The 21,986-nt window shown below is 49.8% G+C and carries 23 protein-coding genes and 2 pseudogenes; 17 read left to right on the top strand and 8 right to left on the bottom strand.

The window, feature by feature from the left end; genetic code table 11:
* Positions 1-158 precede the first annotated feature (158 nt).
* From RT197_RS03345 to RT197_RS03325, 5 genes are all read left to right on the top strand, one after another.
* Entirely contained in the window at positions 159-1,610 is a 1,452-nt protein-coding gene (locus tag RT197_RS03345) for a tagaturonate reductase (protein WP_312947174.1), read from the top strand.
* A 192-nt stretch (positions 1,611-1,802) separates the two neighbouring features.
* Positions 1,803-2,717 carry a bestrophin family protein gene (locus tag RT197_RS03340; RefSeq protein ID WP_312947172.1) on the top strand — a complete coding sequence of 305 codons (915 nt, stop codon included), beginning with the start codon at positions 1,803-1,805 and terminating at the stop codon, positions 2,715-2,717.
* 15 nt (positions 2,718-2,732) lie between these two features.
* The gene (locus RT197_RS03335) at positions 2,733-2,966 is read left to right on the top strand and encodes a DUF1272 domain-containing protein (protein ID WP_312947169.1); all 234 of its coding nucleotides are present in this window, start codon (positions 2,733-2,735) and stop codon (positions 2,964-2,966) included.
* Positions 2,963-3,427, top strand: a complete 465-nt coding sequence (locus RT197_RS03330) for an NUDIX domain-containing protein (protein ID WP_312947167.1) — start codon at positions 2,963-2,965, stop codon at positions 3,425-3,427. Before RT197_RS03335 ends, RT197_RS03330 begins: the two co-directional genes overlap by 4 nt.
* A gap of 99 nt (positions 3,428-3,526) precedes the next feature.
* Positions 3,527-4,234 carry a phage antirepressor KilAC domain-containing protein gene (locus RT197_RS03325; protein WP_312947165.1) on the top strand — a complete coding sequence of 236 codons (708 nt, stop codon included), beginning with the start codon at positions 3,527-3,529 and terminating at the stop codon, positions 4,232-4,234.
* Positions 4,235-4,248: 14 nt separating this feature from the next.
* Here the strand turns inward: RT197_RS03325 and RT197_RS03320 are convergent, their stop codons facing one another.
* Positions 4,249-5,145 (bottom strand): LysR family transcriptional regulator, encoded by an 897-nt coding sequence (locus RT197_RS03320; RefSeq protein WP_312947163.1) that lies wholly within the window; start codon positions 5,143-5,145, stop codon positions 4,249-4,251.
* A gap of 105 nt (positions 5,146-5,250) precedes the next feature.
* Between RT197_RS03320 and RT197_RS03315 the strand changes: the two genes are divergently transcribed.
* Complete coding sequence (locus RT197_RS03315; protein WP_312947161.1) at positions 5,251-6,111, top strand: aldo/keto reductase family oxidoreductase; 861 nt, start codon at positions 5,251-5,253, stop codon at positions 6,109-6,111.
* Here the strand turns inward: RT197_RS03315 and RT197_RS03310 are convergent.
* The gene (locus RT197_RS03310; protein ID WP_312947160.1) at positions 6,095-6,286 is read right to left on the bottom strand and encodes a hypothetical protein; all 192 of its coding nucleotides are present in this window, start codon (positions 6,284-6,286) and stop codon (positions 6,095-6,097) included. The two genes, RT197_RS03315 and RT197_RS03310, sit on opposite strands and share 17 nt — an antisense overlap.
* Before the next feature lie 116 nt (positions 6,287-6,402).
* Here RT197_RS03310 and RT197_RS03305 point away from each other — a divergent pair, with 116 nt between their 5' ends.
* Both RT197_RS03305 and RT197_RS03300 read left to right on the top strand, forming a co-directional pair.
* Positions 6,403-6,639: a DUF2171 domain-containing protein gene (locus tag RT197_RS03305; protein WP_312947158.1), complete on the top strand. Its 237-nt coding sequence runs from the start codon at positions 6,403-6,405 to the stop codon at positions 6,637-6,639.
* A gap of 182 nt (positions 6,640-6,821) precedes the next feature.
* A complete protein-coding gene (locus RT197_RS03300; protein ID WP_312947575.1) occupies positions 6,822-7,406 on the top strand; it encodes a YrbL family protein in 585 nt (194 codons plus the stop codon).
* Positions 7,407-7,444: 38 nt separating this feature from the next.
* On the opposite strand, the gene RT197_RS03295 is transcribed toward RT197_RS03300, so the two are convergent.
* The 3 genes from RT197_RS03295 to RT197_RS03285 all read right to left on the bottom strand — a co-directional run bounded on the left by RT197_RS03295 (position 7,445) and on the right by RT197_RS03285 (position 10,909).
* Entirely contained in the window at positions 7,445-7,867 is a 423-nt protein-coding gene (locus RT197_RS03295) for a hypothetical protein (RefSeq protein ID WP_312947156.1), read from the bottom strand.
* 327 nt (positions 7,868-8,194) lie between these two features.
* Positions 8,195-9,067 (bottom strand): YadA-like family protein, encoded by an 873-nt coding sequence (locus RT197_RS03290; protein ID WP_312947154.1) that lies wholly within the window; start codon positions 9,065-9,067, stop codon positions 8,195-8,197.
* 987 nt (positions 9,068-10,054) lie between these two features.
* Positions 10,055-10,909, bottom strand: coding sequence for a LysR family transcriptional regulator (locus RT197_RS03285; protein WP_312947153.1), 855 nt, complete (start codon positions 10,907-10,909; stop codon positions 10,055-10,057).
* Between the two features lie 279 nt (positions 10,910-11,188).
* On the opposite strand from RT197_RS03285, the gene RT197_RS21980 reads away from it, so the two are divergent.
* The 5 genes and pseudogenes from RT197_RS21980 to RT197_RS03265 all read left to right on the top strand — a co-directional run bounded on the left by RT197_RS21980 (position 11,189) and on the right by RT197_RS03265 (position 16,371).
* The gene (locus tag RT197_RS21980) at positions 11,189-11,449 is read left to right on the top strand and encodes a phage holin family protein (RefSeq protein WP_409529670.1); all 261 of its coding nucleotides are present in this window, start codon (positions 11,189-11,191) and stop codon (positions 11,447-11,449) included.
* 8 nt (positions 11,450-11,457) lie between these two features.
* The gene (locus RT197_RS03280; protein ID WP_312947151.1) at positions 11,458-11,847 is read left to right on the top strand and encodes a M15 family metallopeptidase; all 390 of its coding nucleotides are present in this window, start codon (positions 11,458-11,460) and stop codon (positions 11,845-11,847) included.
* A 104-nt stretch (positions 11,848-11,951) separates the two neighbouring features.
* Positions 11,952-12,719, top strand: a pseudogene (locus tag RT197_RS03275) (RHS repeat protein); the annotation flags it as partial.
* Positions 12,710-13,828 (top strand): annotated as a pseudogene (locus RT197_RS03270) (DUF2345 domain-containing protein); the annotation flags it as partial. The pseudogenes RT197_RS03275 and RT197_RS03270, both read left to right, overlap by 10 nt.
* Positions 13,829-15,042: 1,214 nt before the next feature.
* Positions 15,043-16,371, top strand: coding sequence for a glycoside hydrolase family 10 protein (locus RT197_RS03265; protein ID WP_312947149.1), 1,329 nt, complete (start codon positions 15,043-15,045; stop codon positions 16,369-16,371).
* 8 nt (positions 16,372-16,379) lie between these two features.
* Here the strand turns inward: RT197_RS03265 and RT197_RS03260 are convergent, their stop codons facing one another.
* Together RT197_RS03260 and RT197_RS03255 are read right to left on the bottom strand one after the other, a co-directional pair.
* A complete protein-coding gene (locus RT197_RS03260) occupies positions 16,380-17,111 on the bottom strand; it encodes a MerR family transcriptional regulator (RefSeq protein ID WP_312947148.1) in 732 nt (243 codons plus the stop codon).
* Positions 17,112-17,334: 223 nt separating this feature from the next.
* On the bottom strand, positions 17,335-18,552 hold the full coding sequence (locus RT197_RS03255; RefSeq protein WP_312947146.1) for a diguanylate phosphodiesterase: 1,218 nt from the start codon (positions 18,550-18,552) through the stop codon (positions 17,335-17,337).
* Between the two features lie 337 nt (positions 18,553-18,889).
* Between RT197_RS03255 and ycgZ the strand changes: the two genes are divergently transcribed.
* The 4 genes from ycgZ to RT197_RS03235 all read left to right on the top strand — a co-directional run bounded on the left by ycgZ (position 18,890) and on the right by RT197_RS03235 (position 20,699).
* A complete protein-coding gene (ycgZ, locus tag RT197_RS03250) occupies positions 18,890-19,129 on the top strand; it encodes a regulatory protein YcgZ (protein WP_312947144.1) in 240 nt (79 codons plus the stop codon).
* 156 nt (positions 19,130-19,285) lie between these two features.
* Positions 19,286-19,585, top strand: a complete 300-nt coding sequence (locus RT197_RS03245; protein ID WP_312947143.1) for a hypothetical protein — start codon at positions 19,286-19,288, stop codon at positions 19,583-19,585.
* Positions 19,586-19,621: 36 nt separating this feature from the next.
* Positions 19,622-19,900 (top strand): biofilm development regulator YmgB/AriR family protein, encoded by a 279-nt coding sequence (locus RT197_RS03240; RefSeq protein ID WP_312947142.1) that lies wholly within the window; start codon positions 19,622-19,624, stop codon positions 19,898-19,900.
* Positions 19,901-20,036: 136 nt separating this feature from the next.
* Complete coding sequence (locus tag RT197_RS03235; RefSeq protein WP_312947141.1) at positions 20,037-20,699, top strand: HAD family hydrolase; 663 nt, start codon at positions 20,037-20,039, stop codon at positions 20,697-20,699.
* A 41-nt stretch (positions 20,700-20,740) separates the two neighbouring features.
* Here RT197_RS03235 and RT197_RS03230 read toward each other — a convergent pair whose 3' ends face one another.
* Complete coding sequence (locus RT197_RS03230; RefSeq protein WP_312947140.1) at positions 20,741-21,985, bottom strand: VWA domain-containing protein; 1,245 nt, start codon at positions 21,983-21,985, stop codon at positions 20,741-20,743.
* Between the last annotated feature and the right edge of the window lies 1 nt (position 21,986).

Genomic DNA, 21,986 nt, shown 5'->3' with positions numbered 1-21,986 from the left:
CATCCTGACTGCCTCCCGCCTGTTTTATAAATTTCTCTAATTATTTTTTAACTATGGTGTCACGTTTTGATCAAAACACGGTTTTATTGGTTTAAAAGTCTGGTAAGTTATCGGACCAATTCTTCCGAGTTGTATGACGAATCAAAAGGGACCCTATTGTGAAAACGCTGAACCGTCGTGATTTCCCTGGTGCGCACTATCCTGAACGTATCATTCAGTTTGGTGAGGGCAACTTCCTGCGCGCATTTATTGACTGGCAGATCGATCTGCTGAATGAAAATACGGACCTGGATGCCGGGGTGGTTATCGTTCGCCCCATCGAAAGCAATTTCCCGCCTTCATTAAGCACCCAGGATGGCCTGTACACTACAATCATCCGTGGGCTGAATGAAAACGGCGAAGCGGTGAGCGACGCGCGCCTGATCCGTTCGGTCAATCGCGAAATCAGCGTTTATGCGCAGTATGATGAATTCCTGAAGCTGGCATACAACCCGGACATCCGTTTCGTCTTCTCGAATACCACAGAGGCGGGGATCAGCTATCACGCCGGGGATAAATTCGACGATGCCCCGGCGGTGAGCTATCCGGCCAAACTGACGCGTCTGCTGTTCGAACGCTTTAGCCATTTTAACGGCGCAGCGGATAAAGGCTGGATCATCATTCCTTGCGAACTGATTGACTACAACGGCGATGCGCTGCGTGAACTGGTATTGCGCTACGCGCAGGAATGGGCGCTACCTGCGGAATTTACCGCGTGGCTGGACGCCTCCAACAGCTTCTGTTCCACCCTCGTTGACCGTATTGTTACCGGTTATCCGCGTGATGAAGTGGCACAGCTTGAAGCTGAACTGGGCTACAAAGACGGCTTCCTGGATACCGCCGAGCATTTCTATCTGTTCGTGATCCAGGGACCGAAATCCCTGACCGCCGAATTGCGCCTGGATAAACTGCCGCTCAACGTGCTGGTTGTTGACGATATCAAACCTTATAAAGAGCGTAAGGTTGCCATCCTTAACGGCGCGCATACCGCGTTGGTCCCGGTCGCTTACCAGGCCGGACTGGATACGGTAGGCGAGGCAATGAATGACACGGAAATTTGTGCATTTGTTGAGAAAGCGATTTACGAAGAAATTATCCCGGTGCTGGATCTGCCGCGCGATGAACTGGAATCTTTTGCCAGCGCGGTAACAGGGCGCTTCCGTAACCCGTACATCAAGCATCAGTTGCTGTCGATTGCGCTTAACGGAATGACCAAATACCGCACCCGTATTCTGCCGCAGTTGCTGGCAGGTCAGAAAGCTTCCGGCAAGCTCCCGGCCCGTCTGACATTTGCCCTGGCGGCGCTGATTGCATTCTACCGTGGTGAACGGCAGGGTGTGGCGTATCCGGTGCAGGATGACGCGCACTGGCTGGAATCTTTCCAGCAACTGTGGGCGCAACATCGTGACCACCAAATCGCGACGTCTGAACTGGTGAAAGCGGTGCTTAGCGCCAGCGATCACTGGGAGCAGGATTTGACCCAAATCCCTGGGCTGACAGAACAGGTTACGCTGGATTTAGACGCTATTCTGGCCAAAGGAATGCGTGCGGCGGTGCAGCCTCTGTGCTGATTATCTGACCCGGCGGTGGCCGGGTTTTTTAGAATACTCATTAGTTACAACATACATTTGCCAGGTTTTTAAATTCAGACTTAACCCCTGTGCCCTGTAAAGTCAGCCAGCAATAAAAGCCCGTATCAGCTTGAAAGTGTGATGACAATCACGTTTAATTTGTTGGCTATTCATCTGCCAACACTAAAAAAAATGATCATAAGACCGCAACAGCACTGGTTCGCCCGCATATTTGTCTGGCATGGATCGGTGTTATCGAAAGTATTCTCAAGGCTACTCCTCAATTTCCTGCTCTCCATCGCGGTGATCCTGATGTTACCCTGGTATGCGTCACTGGGCATCAAGTTAACCGTTGCGCCTTTTAGTATTCTGGGCGTCGCGATCGCTATCTTTCTCGGTTTTCGCAACAATGCCTGCTATGCCCGATTTGTCGAAGCGCGCCAGCTCTGGGGACAGTTGATGATTGCCGCGCGCTCGCTGCTGCGGGAGGTCAAAAATACGCTGCCTGGCGATGTTCAGCCAGCAGAATTTGTCCGTCTGCAAATCGCTTTTGCCCATTCATTACGCATGACGCTCCGCCATTTACCGCAGCAGGAAACGCTTGCACCGCTGATTTCTGCGCGCGATCTCCCCGGCGTTCTGGCGGCGCATTCCCCGGCAAACCGCATCCTTTTGCTGATGGGCGAGTGGCTGGCGGTGCACCGGCGTAATGGCGGGCTGTCCGATATCCTTTTTCACAGCCTCAATAATCGGCTGAATGATATGTCGGCGGTGCTGGCAGGGTGCGAACGCATCGCCAATACGCCCATTCCGTTTGCCTATACGCTGATCCTGCACCGCACCGTATATATGTTTTGTATCCTGCTGCCGTTCGCACTGGTCGTGGATTTACACTATATGACGCCATTTATTTCGGTGCTCATTTCCTATACTTTTATCTCTCTCGATGCGCTGGCCGAAGAGCTGGAAGATCCCTTCGGTCTGGAAAATAACGATCTGCCGCTGGATGCCATCTGCAATGCGATGGAAATCGACCTGCGGCAAATGAATGACGAAACGGAATATCCGGTTAAGCAGGTGCCGGATAAAAATTATCAACTCACCTGAAAAGGAGCGGGGAAAATGCTGGAACTCAGACCTGGCTGTGAACACTGTAATAAAGACCTGCCGCCGGATTCGCCGGAAGCGATGATCTGCTCTTTTGAATGCACTTTTTGCGCCGGGTGCGCGCAGAACTATCTCCGGCACATCTGCCCGAACTGCCAGGGCGAACTGGTCAGAAGGCCGATACGTCCGGCGGCAAAACTGGCTGCTTTTCCGCCCTCAACAACCCGCATCTATCAGGGCATAAAATGAGAACCCGGCCCTCATCGCGTTTACTGGTCACTGATGCCGCTGGTCGGATATTGCTGTTTCATTTCTCCCATTCTGATGATGCGCTGGCAGGAAAATCTTACTGGGCAACGCCAGGTGGCGCAGTTGAGGATAATGAAACCTATGAACAGGCCGCCGTTCGCGAGCTTTATGAAGAAACCGGGATTCGCATTGATGACCCTGGACGTTCGGTGGCAGAGAGAACATTTTCTATGCGCTTACCGAGTGGGGAAGAGGTGCTGGCTGTGGAACGCTTTTTTGTGGTCAACGTCACCAGCGACGACATTAACACCGCACTGTGGAGCGCCAACGAGCAGCGGGTAATTAAACGCTTTCACTGGTGGGATCGCGACGCCCTGTATCGCAGCCAGGAAACGATTTATCCCACCGATATCCTCGCCATTCTTCAACGGGTACAGGGAACACATCTGCTTAATATTTGATTTATCGCTCAAAAAAAGAACTGGATATTTAACCAGTACATTGTATACTATTTCAACTACCCGCATGGGTGTTGTTACGTGTAAGTGAGTGGTGAACCTATGATGATTACGTTTGATAGCCAACGTTCCCTTGATCAGTCTGCCCTGATGAGTAGCCGTGAAATCGCTACGTTGACCGGCATAACTCATGGCGAAGTGAAACGGATTATTAACGGCCTGGATACGGCGCAGCGCTTTTCCCAGCCTGTGACGGTCAGTCTTTATGAGCGGGAAGGTGAGACGTATCAGGAGTTTTTCCTGAACAAGCGCGATTCTCTGCTTGCCGTTTCACGTCTCTCACCAGGATTCACCGCTGAAGCGCTGGATCGCTGGCAGGAGCGTGAAAAAAAGGACAACCTGCCAGACTTCACTAACCCGGCCACCGCTGCGCGCGCATGGGCTGAACAATACGAGCAGCGCCAGATCGCCGAACAGCGGCTGGCGCTCTCGGTGCCAAAGGCTGAATTTTTTGATCGCTATGTACAGGTGGATGATTCCCTGGGCTTTCGTCAGCTGTGCAAAATGCTTAAGGCAAAAGAGCCGGAATTCCGTCAGTTTTTGCTCGAGCGCAATATTATGTACCGCGTGGGCGGGACGCTAACCCCGCATCATCATCACGCGCAGGCAGGTTATTTTACCCTGAGATCCGGCGTGGGTGAGAACCAGCACACCTTTTCGCAGGCGCGCTTCACCGCCAAAGGGGTGAAATGGGTGGCCAGCCTGTGGGCGAGCTACCTGACGATGCAGTCAAAAAATGCGGCGGCGTAATATCCTGCGGGCGTTTAAATAGCTTTGATGTAATCAATAAACGCCCGCAAACTCGCCGGAACAAAGCGCCTGCCGGAGTAATAAAGAAATGGCCCGGAAAAAGCGGGCCACCAGTCTTCCAGCACTGGCACCAGCTCTCCGCTGATAAACCTCGGCTGTAACCACTCTTCAAACAGATATACCAGGCCGCAGTCGGCAGCGGCGGCGTCCACGCCCAGATCGACCGCGCCACCAATGCGCACGATCAGCGGGCCGCTGGCATCAATCCGCAATAGCTCTCCCTCTTTTTCGAACTCCCACACCGCCAGATTGCCACCGGGAAAACGCCCGCGAATGCAGGCGTGCTGCATAAGTTCCTGCGGATGCTTTGGACAGCCATGCTTTTGCAGATAGCCTGGCGAGGCGGCCAGCGCGAAACGCTGGATCCTTGCGCCAACCGGAACGGCGATCATATCCTGCTCCAGCCGCTCATCGTAACGGATCCCGGCGTCGCAGCCTGCGGCAAAAATATCGACAAAACTCTCTTCGGTCACAATTTCAAGCTGCACGTCGGGGTAGGCGGCCAAAAATCCGGGGATAATGGCAGGAAGCACCAGCCGTGCGGCGCTCATCGGCACGTTAAGTTTTAACGTACCGACCGGTTTGTCCCGAAACTGATTAACCGAATCAAGCGCGGCTTCCACTTCTCCCAGCGCGGGCAGCAGGCGGGATAACAGCAACTGGCCCGCCTCTGTCGGCACGACGCTGCGGGTCGTGCGGTGCAAAAGCCTGACGCCCGTTTTTATCTCCAGTCGCCGGATCGCTTCGCTGTAGCCCGACGCGCTGGCCCCGGATTCTTTCGCCCCGCTGCGAAACCCGCCTGCCTGCGCCACGGCAATAAATGCTTTCAAATCATTCAGGTCGCTTTTCATATTTGTTCGCTTTTTCGTACACCCTATCCTGATTGTGCCGTATTATCAGCGCAGGGATAAGAGTCTATTGTTTGTTTTCATCAAATGAATAAGGATCACACCATAATGCACACCAGACATTCTGATACTTACCAGCTCGGCGATCGTCAGGTTAAACGCATCGGTTACGGCGCTATGCAGTTAGCCGGTCCTGGCGTGTTTGGGCCGCCGAAAAACATCGAGGCCGCGCATGAAGTGCTGCGCGAAGCGATTGCCTCCGGCGTCAATCATATTGATACCAGCGATTTCTATGGTCCGTATGTGACTAACAAAATCATTCGTGAAGCGTTAGCGCCATACCCGGACGACCTGGTGATCGTCAGCAAAATCGGCGCGCGCCGCGATGATAAAGCCAACTGGCTGCCCGCATTCTCTGCGCCAGAGCTGCGTCAGGCGGTTGAAAGTAACCTCACCAATCTGGGCATTGAGCAGATAGAAGTCATCAACCTGCGCCTGATGTTTGGCACTCATGCGCCGGAAGAGGGATCGCTTGAAGCCCCCCTGAGCGTGCTGGCAGAGCTGCAACAGGAAGGACTGATTCGCCATATCGGTTTAAGCAACGTGACGATGACTCAGATTGAGGAAGCGAAAAAGATCTGTAACATCGTCTGTGTGCAAAATCATTACAACCTCGTGCATCGCCATGATGATGCGATGATTGACGCGCTGGCTGCCGAAGGCATTCCCTACGTACCGTTCTTCCCGCTTGGCGGCTTCACGCCCATTCAGTCAACGCGGCTTAACGAACTGGCGAAACAACACCAGGCTACGCCGATGCAGCTGGCGCTCGCTTTTCTGCTCCAGCGCTCGGAGAACATCCTGTTAATTCCGGGGACGGGGTCGGTCGCGCACCTGCGTGAAAATCTGGCCGCCGCCGAGCTGACTTTGTCACCTGAATTAATCGACGAACTTAACGCTCTGGCGTAAGTTTACCGGTGCAGGGCGGGGCAACCCGCCTGCATTTTCTGCCCTCCCGCCACAGGCGAATATTTTCTCCTGCTTTAATAATATGAATGGTTATTTCTTTATAAGATGTCACTTTCATTAAAATACGTCCTCCAGAAACAGAAATATATTTCCCGCCAGAAGTCTGTGCATCCATAGTCTATAAATCAGGAATTGGCAATTTGTTTCAAAATGCTAATATGCCGTGCAACTCTGTTTTTATCGTCTACCCTTTAACAGGTTACATAAATAACAACCAACAGAAGGTACATTATGACGAATAAAAGCGAAATTAAAAACCATGCTCAGGTTGTAGCCAGTTGCGGCAGTCATGTCGGCGTTGTGGATCACCTTGACGATCAGGACCGAATCAAACTTGCCAAAAGTGACCCGGAGTCCGGCGGTAAACACCATTACATCCCGCTATCCTGGGTAGATAAGGTTGAGGATAACAAAGTGATCCTCAACAAAGACCAGAAAGAGGTCTTTGCCGGGTGGCAAGAGGCGTAACCGCGTCGTCACTCGCATAATAAAGAAGCCCCGCACAGGGGCTTTTTTGTATCTAAAAAAGAGCGTGTTGATTACTTTCTAAACATTCAGTCGGGCTATTTACGCTGTGTTGATGTTTGTTGCCTATACTGATTTCACCCTGATTTCGCCGCCCTGAAAGAGTCAAATTTATCATGCAGAAGATGGTGTTAACCGATGATGATTTACTGGCCAAAGGTAACGATCGTTACGTTTTTCAGCATCCCGAAGATAAGCAGCTGCTCGTTAAAGTCGTCATCTCTGGTATTCCTAAATACAAAAGCAAACAGCGTGAAGTCCTGCGGGAAATGAAAGAATGTCAGCCGCATGACAAAACAGATGCGCTTTACATTCAGACCATCAAAGGGCGGGTTGAGACCAGCAAAGGGCCAGGGCAGGTCATCGTTAAAGAGTGCGATCACTCCGGGAAACTTGCGAGAACCCTCTACAGCCTTGCCTCGGCGAATGAGCTGGATGCAGAAAAGTACCGTAAGTTAAATGCGCTCCTGGCCTGGTTTGTCGACACGAAGGTGATCTTCAATTCTCTCCATTGCAAAAATATCGTTTATGCCTGGGACAACGCGCGTCAGGAGTATCGTTTCAAGATCATCGATGGCTTCGGTGATAAAACGTTTCTGCAACTCAGCAAACTTTCTGGCGCAATTCGCGCGAAAAATAAGGTTAAATGCCTGAGGAGAATGCTGCGGGATTTAGAGCGAGTCCAGAAGGAAGAGCAGGGCGTAATTTAAATTGTAAAGGGGTTACGTTAAACCCCTTTACTGGTTGACTACTTCATCCGTCCTAATAACTGACCCTCTTTCATGGCAACGATTCGACCATTTTTGTAAACGATCACCGTATAAAGACCGGCTGAATAAGTAGAGGCATCAGCGGTATTTTCATCATTTGCAGCCAGCTTTTCATTAATCCAGGCAAAGCCGTCGCGGCTACGTTTAAAATCAATGTCAAACTTTTTAACATGGATTGGCTGCATCGTGCCAGGCTTGTATTTTGCCGCCTGCGCATGTTGAAGCGCTGCCGATTCACTGGCACCCAGGATGGCTGCGCGGGCCGTGGCCTGCCGGTTCTGTTCAGCCAGATAGCAGGTATCTTTAGAAATGCCCTTCGATTCACATTCCGTCATTCGCTGCTCCGGGGAGGAGCAACCTGCTAACGTCAACAAAATTGCGATGATGGTGAATTTTTTCATTTAAATCTCCCGAAAAGTTGGAATTGTTTTTACTGTAAACGCGCTATTGCGCGGCCGTAGCAGATATTTTGTTTCATCGTCGTTCATTTCGGACTGATGATGTTTATCGCGTCAGGGTCAGCGCAACGCCGGTGATGAAGGTAAATATCATCATTGCCAGCACCCAAAACGCGGTTAACACGCCCGTTATGATCAGAAAAATTTCTGTATATCGGCGGTATTTACGGCTTTTCATCATTGATGGCCTTAATAAGAACCTGAAAATCCACCTTTGGTCAGGTGGAAAATCCAGTAGCCAGTGTCTGAGATTTAACTAATGGCGGGAAATTACCAGCCGTAGCTAATGCCGCTGCCAAATACAAAGTTATGTTGTGAATCATCTGATACAGAGCTTTTCACCACCACATGCTCGCTTACACGGCTGGAGAGACCCACAGCAATAGCGCTTTCGCTGTCAGAACTTCCCAGTCCTGCGCCAATACTGAAGTTTTGCCCCTGAATAACCTGCGGAATATTGGCCATCGCGGCGACGCCCGCAATACCGGCTGAAGCCCGCTCGCGGTTTTTATCGACTTCTTTATTGAGACCCGCAAATTTGCTATTGGTGGACTGTTCCAGAGCGGACAAATGCGCGTTCTGGTCAGCAATACGCTGGGAGTTAGCCGCGACGTGCGCCGATTCATCGTTAAGCGCCTGACGATTAGCCTGAGCATTTGCAAGAGCCTGGTCCGCGCGTGATTGCGCAAATAAGCTGGTCGCTTCAGCGCGTTTAGCCGTTTGCTGGGCTTCCGAGGGGGCGTTTTGAGCAACGACAGGCGAGGAAACCGTTGCCTGGGAGGCCGGGCCGGTAGTTTGTTCCTGAGCTACTGACGCCTGCTGTGGCGTCTGCTGCTGCGGGGCGGTGGGGATCTGCGGCGTGAGCTGAGCACGGGCGACCGGGGTCAGCTGTGGGGTCTGCTGCTGCGTCGCGGTGGGAATCTGCGGCGTGAGCTGAGCACGGGCGACCGGGGTCAGCTGTGGGGTCAGTTGCTGCGGCGCGGTGGGGATCTTCGGCGTGAGCTGGTTGAGCATGGGCGGTGCGACAGTCTGCTGTTCCGGAGGCGTTGCCATCGGTGGAACAGACGTTTGCGCTTCCTTAATTTCATTGCGATAAGATTGCCCGGTGATGGAAGGGGTTGCCATACCTTTACGGCTATTCACGCCGCCATAGTAACTCGCAATACCTGGGCGGGTATTAGCAATTTCTGACTGATGTTGATAAGAAAGATTATCCCAGTCATTTTGGGTGGTCTGATTGTTTATAAAATGCTGAGAAAACGTATCAGTAATTTGATCTGCCAAAGCAGAAGTTGCATAAAATGCGACGCTCGCCGTAATCACGGTAGCAATTATTGATTTCTGCATCTTGTTTGATAAACTCTACAATGTTGTAAACGATTAGTAAAAAACGATTGGTAATAAGTAGTTTTCAGGCCGCTAACCTGTATCACTACGGTTTTTTACAAGATGATTATCTGGTCGCTAACCATTTAATCATTGCCAAAAAAAGATCTCCCAGGTGTGATATGTTATAACACCTGGGAGATTGGCATTGATTGTAAGGCTGGTGTTGGAAGATTGCCATTAGTTTATGCGCATCACGAATTAAGCCTCATACCTATTTAAATGTCATATCTCTCCGTAAAACGTAGTCGCGGCGCACCCTGTACGCAGCGTCTCTTCCTTTTCAGCTAAGTCCGCATTCAAAATTCGATATGTTCTGTTACAAAGTCCTCAAATTTTTTTATGTCATAAAACACTTTATTCACAATACAACAAACTTGTTTGCAACATTTTTATTGGTTATTGATTCTTATTTGCAAAGAAAAAACGTATTGTTTCGCTGCCCTGTAAAGTCGGACTTGTTATGCAAAAGGCGATAATTTACGTGCCGAAGATAACGATCATTGCGTTTTTCAACATCCAAAAATAAGCAGTTACTTAATTTTTCTGTCTCCGTTGTTGCTGTAAAATCATCAAAAAAAGACAATTTCACAATGTTAATTACAGTCTCCTGATCTCAGTCTGCCTTTATTACAATTAAAATTACCTCCCGAACTATGCTTATACTAAAGGGCAGATCTATCTATGGCCTCAGGTATACTCCAGAGCGTCCAGTTATACTGAAAAATAGTATCGACTAATCCCTTAAAGATAGAAGCTGATTGCTTTTTTTAATGTGTCAATTTTTTCTTTGTCAACCTTATTACCTGCAGAATAGAGGTACACAGTCCGAGGTATCTCCGGAAGAGGCTGCAAACACAGACCCTGATTCTTGTATGCAGATGCCATTTTTAACGGCATAATGGTATGGCATTTTTCTGTTCTTATACAGTATAGCAATTTTACAATATCGAAGTTATGCTCCATGACATCATCAATGGAATATTTTTCGCGAAGGTAATATTGGAGTGCTGTCCGAAACGTTTGGGTGTATTTGTCTTTATAAATAGCTATAGCCGGAGATGATTTTTTATTACTTAGATTATTGCCATAAACGAGGACGAAGCCATCATGTTGCCATTTCTCCACATGAATACCGGGTAATACCCTGATTTCTCTCAATGAAATGAAAACATCCTGTCTGAAGTTGTTCATCGTCCCGAAATCTTCGGCGGTGATATATCTTCTGCTACAGGCAGAGTAGGTTAACTCCGAATTTAAGGCAGAAGTAATGTGTTCATAAACAGGATGCGGGACGCTGTAATCGAATATGAAATTTTGTGGCTGCGCTTTTGCTAAACTGATGAAATACTCTTCGACCTCTCTGAGATAGGTATAAGTGCCATTGATTTTTGAAAATAGCTCATTAGCAAATTGTGTTGGTTCCAGTTCATTGTGTTTTCTTGTAAACAATTTATGCCCAAGTAACGCCTCCATTTCACTGATTATTTTTGTCAGTGGCGAGCGAGTAATATATAATTTCTCCGCAGCGCGAGAGTAATTTCTTTCTTGCATGGTTGTAATAAAATACATCATTTTTTTAGAAGTAAATATGCTCATTTTTTACCCGTATCGTGGTTACTTGTAGTCCTGATGAGTGTGAGTAAGGATGTCTGCTATAAAAAACCATTCATAATTGATGATGAATGAACCCATCATAAAAGATGTTCATTTTCTGATAGTTTGGTAATCATTTTTTGACGAGACATGGGCACCTGGAGCGCTTAAAATCCTGATCTCGCAGCATACTGTGACAGCCGTTCGATTGCTGACGCTATGTCGCATAAAACCAAATAAGACATTTTCTACTTTCGCTTTTTATAGCAAGAGAGGTAATAAATGGGCTATTTGTCATATTCAAAAGAACTGAATATTCTGATATGTCTTATCATTGTACTGAGGGTGATGCTGTTTCAACGAATTGATGTTAAGAATTGTATCTTGACGGGATTGTTGATGTGGATGCTGACAGTGGCATGTGCTTTAGAAATTTATTGTTTATTACTCAATAACAATGAATTAATTGTATGGCCTGAGGCTTTCATTAATATGGCTCTGTGTATGTATCTATATCAATCAGGTAATGAAAAGATTAAGTGAGAGGCTTCATGGAAGGTTTTGTTTTTAGCAAAAGAAGTAAAGAGAGGTTATCAGGAGTGAACCCGGACATGGTCGTTCTTGCAAATCTTGCGCTGGATCTGACCAGCGTTGACTTTGGTATTACGGAGGGACTACGGACTATTGAGAGGCAGAAGCAACTTTTTAATCAAGGGAAATCGCAGACGATGAACAGCCGTCATTTGTCAGGTCATGCCATTGATGTCTTTGCTTATCCTGTTCCCTCAGGAAGTTGGGACTTCAAATATTATGAAATGATCGCCAGTGCTTTCAGGAAAGCGTCAGAAATTACAGGTATTCCTGTGGAATGGGGAGGGGACTGGAAAACGTTCAAAGACGGTGCTCATTTTCAGTTGCCCTGGCGTACTCACGGATTGTAACAGCAGAAGAGGCAATCGCCCCCGACTCGCAATCAGCAGCGATTTTGACCCACATTACCCGAGGTAGCCAGACCGGCTGCTGCACACCTGGACAGGAGAACACCATGAACACATCGTTGTTCAGTAAAACCCCGACGGTTACGGTTCTTGATAACCGTGGCCTGACGGTGCGCGACATTGCGTACCACAGACACCCCGACACCCCGGATGTTACGAATGATCGTATCACCCGCCACCATTACGATGTCCGCGGCTTCCTGACACAAAGTGCCGACCCGCGACTGCATGACGCCAGACGGGCGAACTTCACGTATATCATGGACCTGGCGGGCAGCGTCCTGCGCTCGCAGGGAGTAGATAACGGCACCACCGTCGTTCTTAACGACATTGCCGGACGTCCGGTCATTGCAGTCAGCAATATTTGCACCGCTGACGACGGCACGGAGGACAAACGTCAGGCAGTGACCCGCATCTGGCAGTATGAGGACAGTTCAGGACCCGGGCGTCCACTGAGCCTGACGGAGCAGACCCCGGACGGCGTGTCGCACATTACGGAACGCTTCGTCTATTCTGACAACAGTGATGCGGATAAGGCCCGGAATCTGGCCGGACAGTGTGTCAGCCGCTACGACACCGCCGGTCTGGTGCAGACTGACAGCCTGGCGCTTACCGGCGTGCCGCTCTCCGTCACCCGCCGCCTGCTGAAGGACGCAGATAATCCAGGTGTGGTGGCCGACTGGCAGGGAGAAAAGATCTCTGCCTGGAATGACCGGCTGGATAGCGAAACATACACCACCCTGAGCACGGCGGATGCCACTGGCGCGGTGCTGACCTCTACCGATGCAAAAGGCAACCTGCAGCGGGTACGCTTCCGGCACGAGTCGAGAGTCGTGAGAAGAATAATATCTATGCTCACCTGGACGAGCAGGGGCGCTACCGGGTGAAACTGAATTTTGACCGGGAGGGGACGGAGCCGGGTTACAGCTATCTGTGGCTGCGGATGGCGAAACCCTATGCCGGTGAAACGCTGGGCTGGCATACGCCGCTCATCGACGGGACCGAAGTGGCGATTGCCTACAGCAATGGCGATATTGATCTGCCGTACATTGCCTGTGCGCTGCACGACTCCGGACATCCCGACCACGTCACCCGTGACAACCACACCCGCAACGTGCTGCGAACGCCGGCGAACAATAAGCTGAGGATGGAGGACAAGCGTGGTGAAGAGCACATCAAACTCGCCACGGAATACGGCAAGACGCAGCTCAGCAGCGGGCACCTGGTGGACAGCAAGGGGCAGCTTCGCGGTAAAGGCACCGAGCTGCGCACCGATGAGTGGGGAACCCTGAGAGCAGGGAAGGGACTCTTTGTCGCTGCGGACGCCCAGGCGAAAGCGCAGGGTGAGGCTCTGGACAGGGATGCCGCGCTGAAGGAAATCGACAGGCTTAATCAGCAACTGCAGCAGCTGGAGATGGCCGCAGAAAAGGCGCAGGCGCTGAAAGCGGATGTTGACAGCCAGATAGAGATGTTTGAGCAGCGGCTGAAACCGCTGAACGAATCCCTTCTGTTTTCAGCTCCCGAAGGGATGGCCCTGACCAGCGGGGAGCATCTGCAAATGTCAGCCGCGAAAAACGTGGCCGTCAACGCCGGGGGCGATATCAGCGTGGGAACAATGGGCAATCTGACGGCGCTGGCCGGGGAGAAACTGGGGCTTTTTGCCCGCACCGGTCAGCTGAGCCTGAAATCCGGGGAAGGGCCAGTAGATGTGCAGGCGCAAAATGCCAGTATGCGGTTGTTTGCAGAGAAGAAACTGACGCTGAGTTCAGCGAGTGACATCTCCTTTGCCGGGAAAAAACGTATCACGCTGATCGGTGGCGGAAGCTATCTGCGACTTGAGGCCGGGAAGGTCGAGTACGGTACGACAGCGTCGTATATGCGCAAGGTGAAGCGCTCATTTAAAGGGACTGCGCAAGAAATGCCAATGACAGTACAGAAAAAAACCGCTCCGGTTACCTTGAAATCTCAGGATTTAGATTCCTCATCACTTCCATTACCACAAAAAAATAGTGCTGAGATGATCAAATCATCCGGGACAGCCTCTCAAAATGAGAGCTATGCGAGTGCAATGGTTAACCCGGCAGAGTCCCCTGATAAAAAGAAATTGGGGTCAGTGAAACGTTATCTGTATTCTCCTTTTACATTCGACACAAATGTTCTGCTCTACGATTCCCTTGCCAAATTTATCGACAGTGAAAACGATTATTATATAGTCTTTGTAAGTGAGAAGCAGAAAGAACAATTTTACAATCAGCTAAATGAAGAAGAGGAGTTGATTAAAGAAATTACTCTTGTAAAAATGAATGAATCAGGAAGAACTCATAGCATGAATGAGGTAGAACATTATTATAAAGAGTTCAAAACCTTCCACATGTCGTACGAAAAATATCACTTTGAACCTGGCGACAATGCGACAATTGTTCATGTTCTTGGTCATGGCGATGCAGGAGATGATGGGTTGGCGCCTTCACCCTATGCAAAATTACGTTCTTATAAATATCCACTAGAAATAATTCCGCAAATGAAAAAAATGCAACTTCCAATTGATGCAATTATCAAACTTGATTTTTGCTGGAGTGGTGCAGGTAAGAGACCGGAAGGGAACACTGCTGATGAACTGACGCAGGCGTTTCATCTTGGCAGGATAACAGAACTGGTCCAGGGTGAAGAGCCTTGCTTTCTTGATGCTTTCATTGGTGAGTTTAATGAGTATTTCCCGGAGTTTGTTGGAGAAGTTCATGGATATATTGGAACAGTGCTGACATACCGTAAAAATATAATGAATGAGAAAGTAAATACCGGGAAACCACATTTTTCCGTTGCTGTCGCACCGGATGAAGGCGCTGATGAATTATTTTTTAGAAAATCAGACATGCGAATTATAAGAAAGGTATAGATTCAGTGTTTTCCGTTACGGAGAAGTAAGTTCTCATCTCCATGGAAACCAAAGGCGGGTTTTATGAGCGGGTGTTGTGATACGTCGAAACAGTCAGAAAAAACGCTCTGGCTCACTGGTGCGCATAATGTATATTATGTTAAATACGATTTCATATCGCTGCGCCATTGCTGGCGTCCCGTCTTTCTTGTAACCTTCCCTGGCCCCTCTGACAATAACAACCTGAAATTACCGGACTCCACATGCCTGCTCATTTTTCTCACGCCCATCCGGGTAAACGGTTAAGTGCATTAGTTGGCTGTGCGCTTCTTCTTGCCAGTTGCACGTCTAAACCACCGAAAACGCTGGTGACGCCGCTTCCACCGGTGGCTAAACAGCCACTGCCGGATAAACCGGTACGTAACAATGAACCCGTGCGCGGCGTTTGGTTAACGACCGTGTCCCGACTCGACTGGCCACCGCTGACGTCAGTTAATGGCGGCAGCGCCGCCAGCCGGATCAGCCAACAGCAAAATGCGCTGCGTAACAAGCTGGATCATTTGCAAAGCCTCGGTATCAATACCGTCTTCTTTCAGGTCAAGCCTGACGGTACCGCCCTGTGGCCGTCTAAAATTTTACCCTGGTCAGATATGCTGACCGGCAAAATTGGTGAAGATCCGGGTTATGACCCGCTTCAGTTTATGCTGGATGAAGCGCACAAACGCGGGATGAAAGTTCACGCCTGGTTTAATCCCTACCGCGTGTCGGTTAATACAAAACCGGGAACAATTCGCGAGCTGAATAACACGCTGTCATTACATCCGGCCAGCGTTTTCGTGCTGCATCGTGACTGGATCCGCACCGCTGGCGATCGCTTTGTGCTCGATCCTGGCATCCCGGAGGCGCGCGATTGGATCACCAGTATCATCGCTGAAGTCGTGGCCCGATATCCCGTAGACGGCGTGCAGTTCGACGATTATTTTTATACCGAAACGCCCGGTTCTGCGCTGAATGATGCCGGAACGTTCAGTCAATATGGTCAGGGATTCGCTTCCAAAGCCGACTGGCGACGTAACAATACGCAGCTGCTTATCGAACAAGTTTCCAGAACAATCAAACAGTTAAATCCAGGCGTTGAATTTGGCGTGAGTCCCGCTGGCGTATGGCGTAATCGCTCTTCTGATCCCGCCGGTTCAGACACACGCGGCGCGGCTGCTTATGATGAATCCTATGCCGATACTCGCCGCTGGGTGCAGGACGGTCTGCTGGATTATATTGCGCCGCAGATTTACTGGCCCTTTTCTCGCAGCGCCGCGCGTTACGATGTGCTGGCAAAATGGTGGGCAGATGTGGTGAAGCCCACCAATACGCGGCTCTATATTGGCATTGCTCTGTATAAAATCGGCGAGCCTGCGAAAAATGAACCGGACTGGATGGTTGACGGCGGCGTACCGGAATTGAAAAAGCAACTCGATCTTAATGAGGCCGTACCGCAGATTAACGGTACGATTTTATTTCGTGAAGGCTATCTCGATCAACCCCAGACCAGAAAAGCCGTAAGCTATTTGAAAGGTCGATGGGGTAATCAGTAGACATCAGGTTATGCGTTGTGAAACGCGACGGCAAACCCCTGCTCCTGCCAGTGCGTCAGCTGCTCCTGCTGACGCCGGGATAACCCCTTTCCCGTCCATAAAAAAATATGCTGACCGGGAAACATTTCCGGGCGCGGCGATTCCAGCGCTTCGGCCAGCACGGTAATGTGCCAGCCCTGCTGGGAGAGACGCCAGGCCTCGAGCCACAGCCGGGTGTGATCGTCACTGCCCCACCCCATCAGCAGCGCCTCTTTGCCTGGATTTTGACGGGACGCAGCAAGGCTTAGCACCGCATAATCTATCAGAATGCCATCCAGCAAACTGCACATCGTTCGGGCGGTGTTTTGATCAAGGCTAAGGCGTTGACGCACCGGCACAAAAATGTGATCGATAAGGGCTGCCGCAGAATGCTCGCGCCCTATTTCCTGAATCTTGCTGCGCAGGCTGGCCGGATGCACATGTCTTAGCACCGCCATCATCTCTTCCTGAAGAGACACCCATGTATCAGGCGCTTCAACTATATTATCTTCCAGCAATGCTTTGACCTTCCCGACCGGAACGCCGCTATCAACCCAGCGTTTAATTTCTTTAATACGCAGAATGTCGTCTTCATCAAACTGGCGATGCCCACCGGTGCTGCGCTGTGGTTTGAGCAATCCATAACGACGCTGCCATGCACGCAGCGTGACGGGATTGATTCCACATCGTTCGGCGACATCACCAATACTGTAAAAGGCCATTCATCTTCTCATCCTTTTAACTCATATGTACAAGTTTAAAACGAACTAAGAAAAAATGCTTGTACAATATTCTTTAAATTGTACAAGCTTAAACCTATTGTTTAATAAGCATATTTTTTATCAGGATATAATCGGGATGTAGTAAGCGAGTTGAATGGTGTACAGCGAGACGGGGAAAATCAGGAGCGCGTGCCGATTTTTTATCAGCACGCTGTGGGCAAAACTACAGGCCGGTTTTCTTTTCCGGCCAGGCGACAGCAGGGATACCCGCTAATTCCGGGCGGGCAAAAAGGTGACCCTGGAACAATGAAATGCCCGCCGATTCCAGCCACATCCACTCTTCCGCCTTCTCAACGCCGACCGCCGAAACGAGGATTTCAAGCGAGGTACAACATTTGATAATCGCCTGCACGATTGCCTGTCGGGGGCCGCTTTTATGCACGTCTTTAATCAGATCGCGGGTGATTTTAATGCGGTCTGGCTGAAACTGTGCCAGCAGTAAAAGCCCGGCGAAGCCCGCGCCGAAGTGGTCGATAGCAACCCGAATGCCTGCGGCTTTCAACTGCCTGACCGCATCGGTGAATTCATCAAGCCGGGAAATAATCTCGCTTTCAGTGAAATCAACGATGATCTGTTCCGGGATTAGCCCGTTGGTCTCAATCTCCTGCAACAGAAACTGCACCGCATTGGGGACTTTAACCAGCGTCATCGGCAACAAATTAACCGTTAGACTCTGCTCACCAATCTGTAGCCCGCGCGCCATTGCAAACGCCACTTTTTTACTTTTCAGATCGGCCTCATACGTCGCATCACCGGTCAGCCCTTCAAACCAGGCCTGCGGCGACCCGCCTGCGGGCGTGCGCAACAACGCTTCAAATGAAACAATTTCCTGGGCGAGTGGATCGATGATTGGCTGAAAAGCAAATGTACAATTATCACTGCCATCAATGGCTAAGGCCGGACGAACGGCATTATCGTCAGAAATGAAATCCCAGGTATCACCGGAAGGAATTTCAAAATAATTCTCTTTTTCTCTCGCTTCAACAAAGGTACGGAAAAACTGCAGCGCGCGGTCATCGTAGGTGAGCTGGTATTTAGAGGTGCCTTTGTCCAGTACGGACTGGAGTACCTCGTCTCTGTCATACTCCCGCAGATCGAAAAGCTCCATCCCGGCCTTACCAAACCGCCGTGACGGTGAGTAATCGCACATCAGCTCGACCACATTGTAGTGGCGGTCATCTTCACAGATATGATGATAAATAGGGAAGATTGTCTCTTCCGGGCCTTCAAGTAACTGGAAAAAATGCGTGCCGTTAAAGAGTAAGATCCCGGTGACGCCATTTTGACTATTTTTTTCGTTTGCCGCAGCGACCATGTCTTCCAGTAGCTTCACTGGAACGTCATCGCACATATGGCTGCGGTAAATAATGGTGGTGAGCATGAAGGTTCCAAAGAGACGAGTTTATGAGCAGTCACATTAACAGAAACTGGTCTTTAGATCTTGTATTCTCTCACTTTAGTGTCACATCGATTTTACATAAGGCACGTTTTTTTTCGCCAGCCTGGCTCTTAACGTCCTGTCAATTTATGAACCTTGTACAGCATTTGCGAAAATAATCTTAGGCTGCTTAGCATTGTAACCTTATGAAAATATTAACTAATAATTAAGATTCTGAAAAATTTATGCTAACTTGTACAATTAGCTATGTACAAGTTTGATGATTTTGTATAACTTTGTTCACACAGTTAGTAAATTCTTAATTATCCAGGAGTGACATATGCGTCAGAACGGTTATGTTCCAGATACAGCTAATGCCATTGCCCGTTATTTCAATAAAGCCGCCCTGCCGACACAACAGGAAACGCTGGGCGAGATTGTTCGGGAAATTCTTTTGGACGGTCGCAGTCTGAACCGTAAGGCCATCTGTACGAAATTGCTTAGCCGACTGGAGCTGGCATCCGATCCTGAAGAGGAAAGCCACTACCATACCCTGATTGGTCTGTTATTTGACCGTTGAGTAAGCAATAGATGATGGGTGATTCGAGTCAATTCTGGCAGAAGTTATTTCGCCTGTTTTAACAGGCCAGGCAGCATCCAGCTCGCCTCTTCGACCAGAAAAATGACTTCCTGCCGCGTTCTGCTTCTGAACCGTGCGGCAACCAGAGATGCAGTTATGAAAAGAAGTGAAATTGAGCAATTAACAGACGAAATCATCGGAGAAGCTGTGTTATCGCTCCTCACCGAAAACAGCCCGATTAACCTTCAGGCTCTGGTGATGCGCCTGCAATCCATGGAAGCGAGTGCTTCAAACTATCAGCGGCAGGATATTATTGCCCGTGTGATCGCTGAAGTTACCCGTAATTCGTCAGAAGCACGTCGTCATGCGGCCAACGAATCAGGGAAATGGGACAGCGATAACGTCCATCAGTTATTTGGCAATCGCCAGCCGACAAGCAACAGAAAAAAACATTAACAGCCAACAGATACCTTTTAACAGCGGAGTTATTTTATGAGTCAGGCATTGCAAGAAGAATCAGCAGCATATCCCGAACTGCCGAATACCGCTCTGTCTCAGTATTTCCGCACCGCCGGTGATAAACTGGCGGATGAAGCTGCGATGCTTGGTAGCGCCATTCGCATCATTCTTGCTTCCGGTGGTCAGTTGACCAATAAAGCGATCATCCTTCAGTTGATTCACATGGTTGAACGTACCGATGATGTGGTAACTGGCGATATCCTTCGCAAAACCCTGGAAATCATTGTCGACCACACCATTGACGATCTTTAATCACCGCCACATTTTTTCTATTTAACAAATGATCGCGCCAGCATAATTTGAGATGATGCTGACATGCGCCTGAGGTTCGCGGCACCGAAGCGGACCTCTGATAAATGTAAGAGATCATTGAGAGTTAAATTCAGTTATGGAAACCACGCCCGTAAACGTTCTGTCGGTATTTGATTTTGATGGAACCCTCACGCGTCATGACAGCTTCGTCCCTTTCCTGCGCTTTGCTTTTGGTAATCGCTATTTCATCCGCAAAGTGATGAAAATGACGCTGCCGACGCTTCGCTGTATGCGCCGTAAGTTAACGCGCGACGAGTTAAAAGAAGTGCTGATCACTACCTTTCTGACCGACATTGATGAGCAGTGGCTGCGCGAGAAAGCAGAGAAATTTTGCCAACTTTACTGGGAAAAGCTGATGCGCGCCAGCGGCCTGCTGGCGGTAGCAAACGAACGTGTTTCCGGCGCCGAAGTTACCCTGTGCTCCGCCTCACCTGAACTGGTGCTTCAGCCGTTTGCCAGGAAGCTTGGCGTAAAACTAATCGGCACCCAGCTCGAAGTGATAGACGGTAAACTTACCGGCAGGATCAGCGGTCATAATTGTCGCTGCATCCAGAAAATTAACCGCCTTGAAAGCGTCTACGGTTCCCTGAGCCAGTATCATCTGCGCGCCTGGGGCGACACGCGCGGCGATTATGAACTCCTGACTGCCGCCAGAGACGCTCACTGGCGGCATTTTCATCCGGCATGGAGCCGTAGAAAATCGCCCCTGCAAATGCTTAAAGGCAGCCGCCTGAACTAATAGCGCTGTACATAATAAAACGCCCCTTTCGGGGCGTTTTATTAAATGATATTTAATGATTTGGCCGCATCATGCCAGTCTTTAAATTCTTCAAGCAGCCGATCGTACAACGTCTCATCGTTCATCTTCCTGAAGTCGTCGATGGCAAAGAAATGACTGTTATCGACATTTCTCTCGTTAAAAGTATCCAGTTTTTCCAGGATGCCGTAATTCGAACCACCGAGGCCGACAAATTTCCAGAAAATGGGATAATGCGCCGAGCGGCTAATCGCTTCTTTAATCTCGCGGGTTTTGCTGATGCCACCGTCGGTAATAAAAACCACATACACGGGTAACGTGGTGTCCTGGTAGAAATCGACAATCTCATTCATCACCGGTGGCTCGTTATTGACACCGCCCAGCTCCGGCAGATTTTCCCACATAGATCGCGACGCGGATGACTGGATTTGCGCGATATAGCCCTTCAGGTTATCCAGCGTTACATCCGGGTATTTTTTATGCCGTTGGGCAAATCCCCAGACATCCATTGCCCCGTCGTCATCGAACTGAACGGCAAGAACGGCGATCCGGTCGAGCACCGCCTGCACATTGCCTTTACTGAACTGTCCTTTCATTGAGCCAGAGGCATCCAGCACAAATGCCACCCTCGCCTGCATGGATTGCAGTTTATGTTTGCTGAGGCTGACGGTGGCGTTTTTAGCAAGGCTGACCAGCTGCGGGGCTTTTTCCTGCACTTTCTTTTCAAGGCTGATTTTCGCAGGCTCCGGGGCTGGCGTTGACGACGGCGCGGCGACGTCCACTCCGTAATGCACCGCCAGCGGCTCAAGCCCGCCGTTAAATCCCTGGCCGATAGCCTTCAGTTTCCACTGCCCCTGATAGCGGTAGATTTCGGCCACAATCAGCGCTTTTTCCTGGCGACCCGCGATGTCCACGTTGAACTGGGCAACGTCATCTGCCCCCAGAGAAAGTCGACTAAGCTGGCCGAGAGTATCTTTACCCTCAATCACCATCGTCAGGGCGATTTTTTGGATCCGCACGGGGATATCAGCCAGGCGGATATGAAACTGCGCGCCCTGCGCGGAGGTCTGCATCCGCACCGCGCCTTCCGGCGAACTCAGGTTATTAAAAAAGATAAAGTCTTCGTCCCGGGCCACCTTACCGCTGGCATCAAGCAAAAAAGCAGAAGGATCGACTTCGCTGCTGAAGGTCGTGGAGGTCTGATAATTTAACGTCAGCGTAAAACTGGAGGGGGCGATGATGAGATTTTGACCTGCCTGAAGTTGCATA

This window comes from Superficieibacter sp., assembly GCF_032071645.1.
Classification (GTDB): domain Bacteria; phylum Pseudomonadota; class Gammaproteobacteria; order Enterobacterales; family Enterobacteriaceae; genus Superficieibacter.
This window is presented reverse-complemented; position numbering and strand designations above follow the sequence as displayed.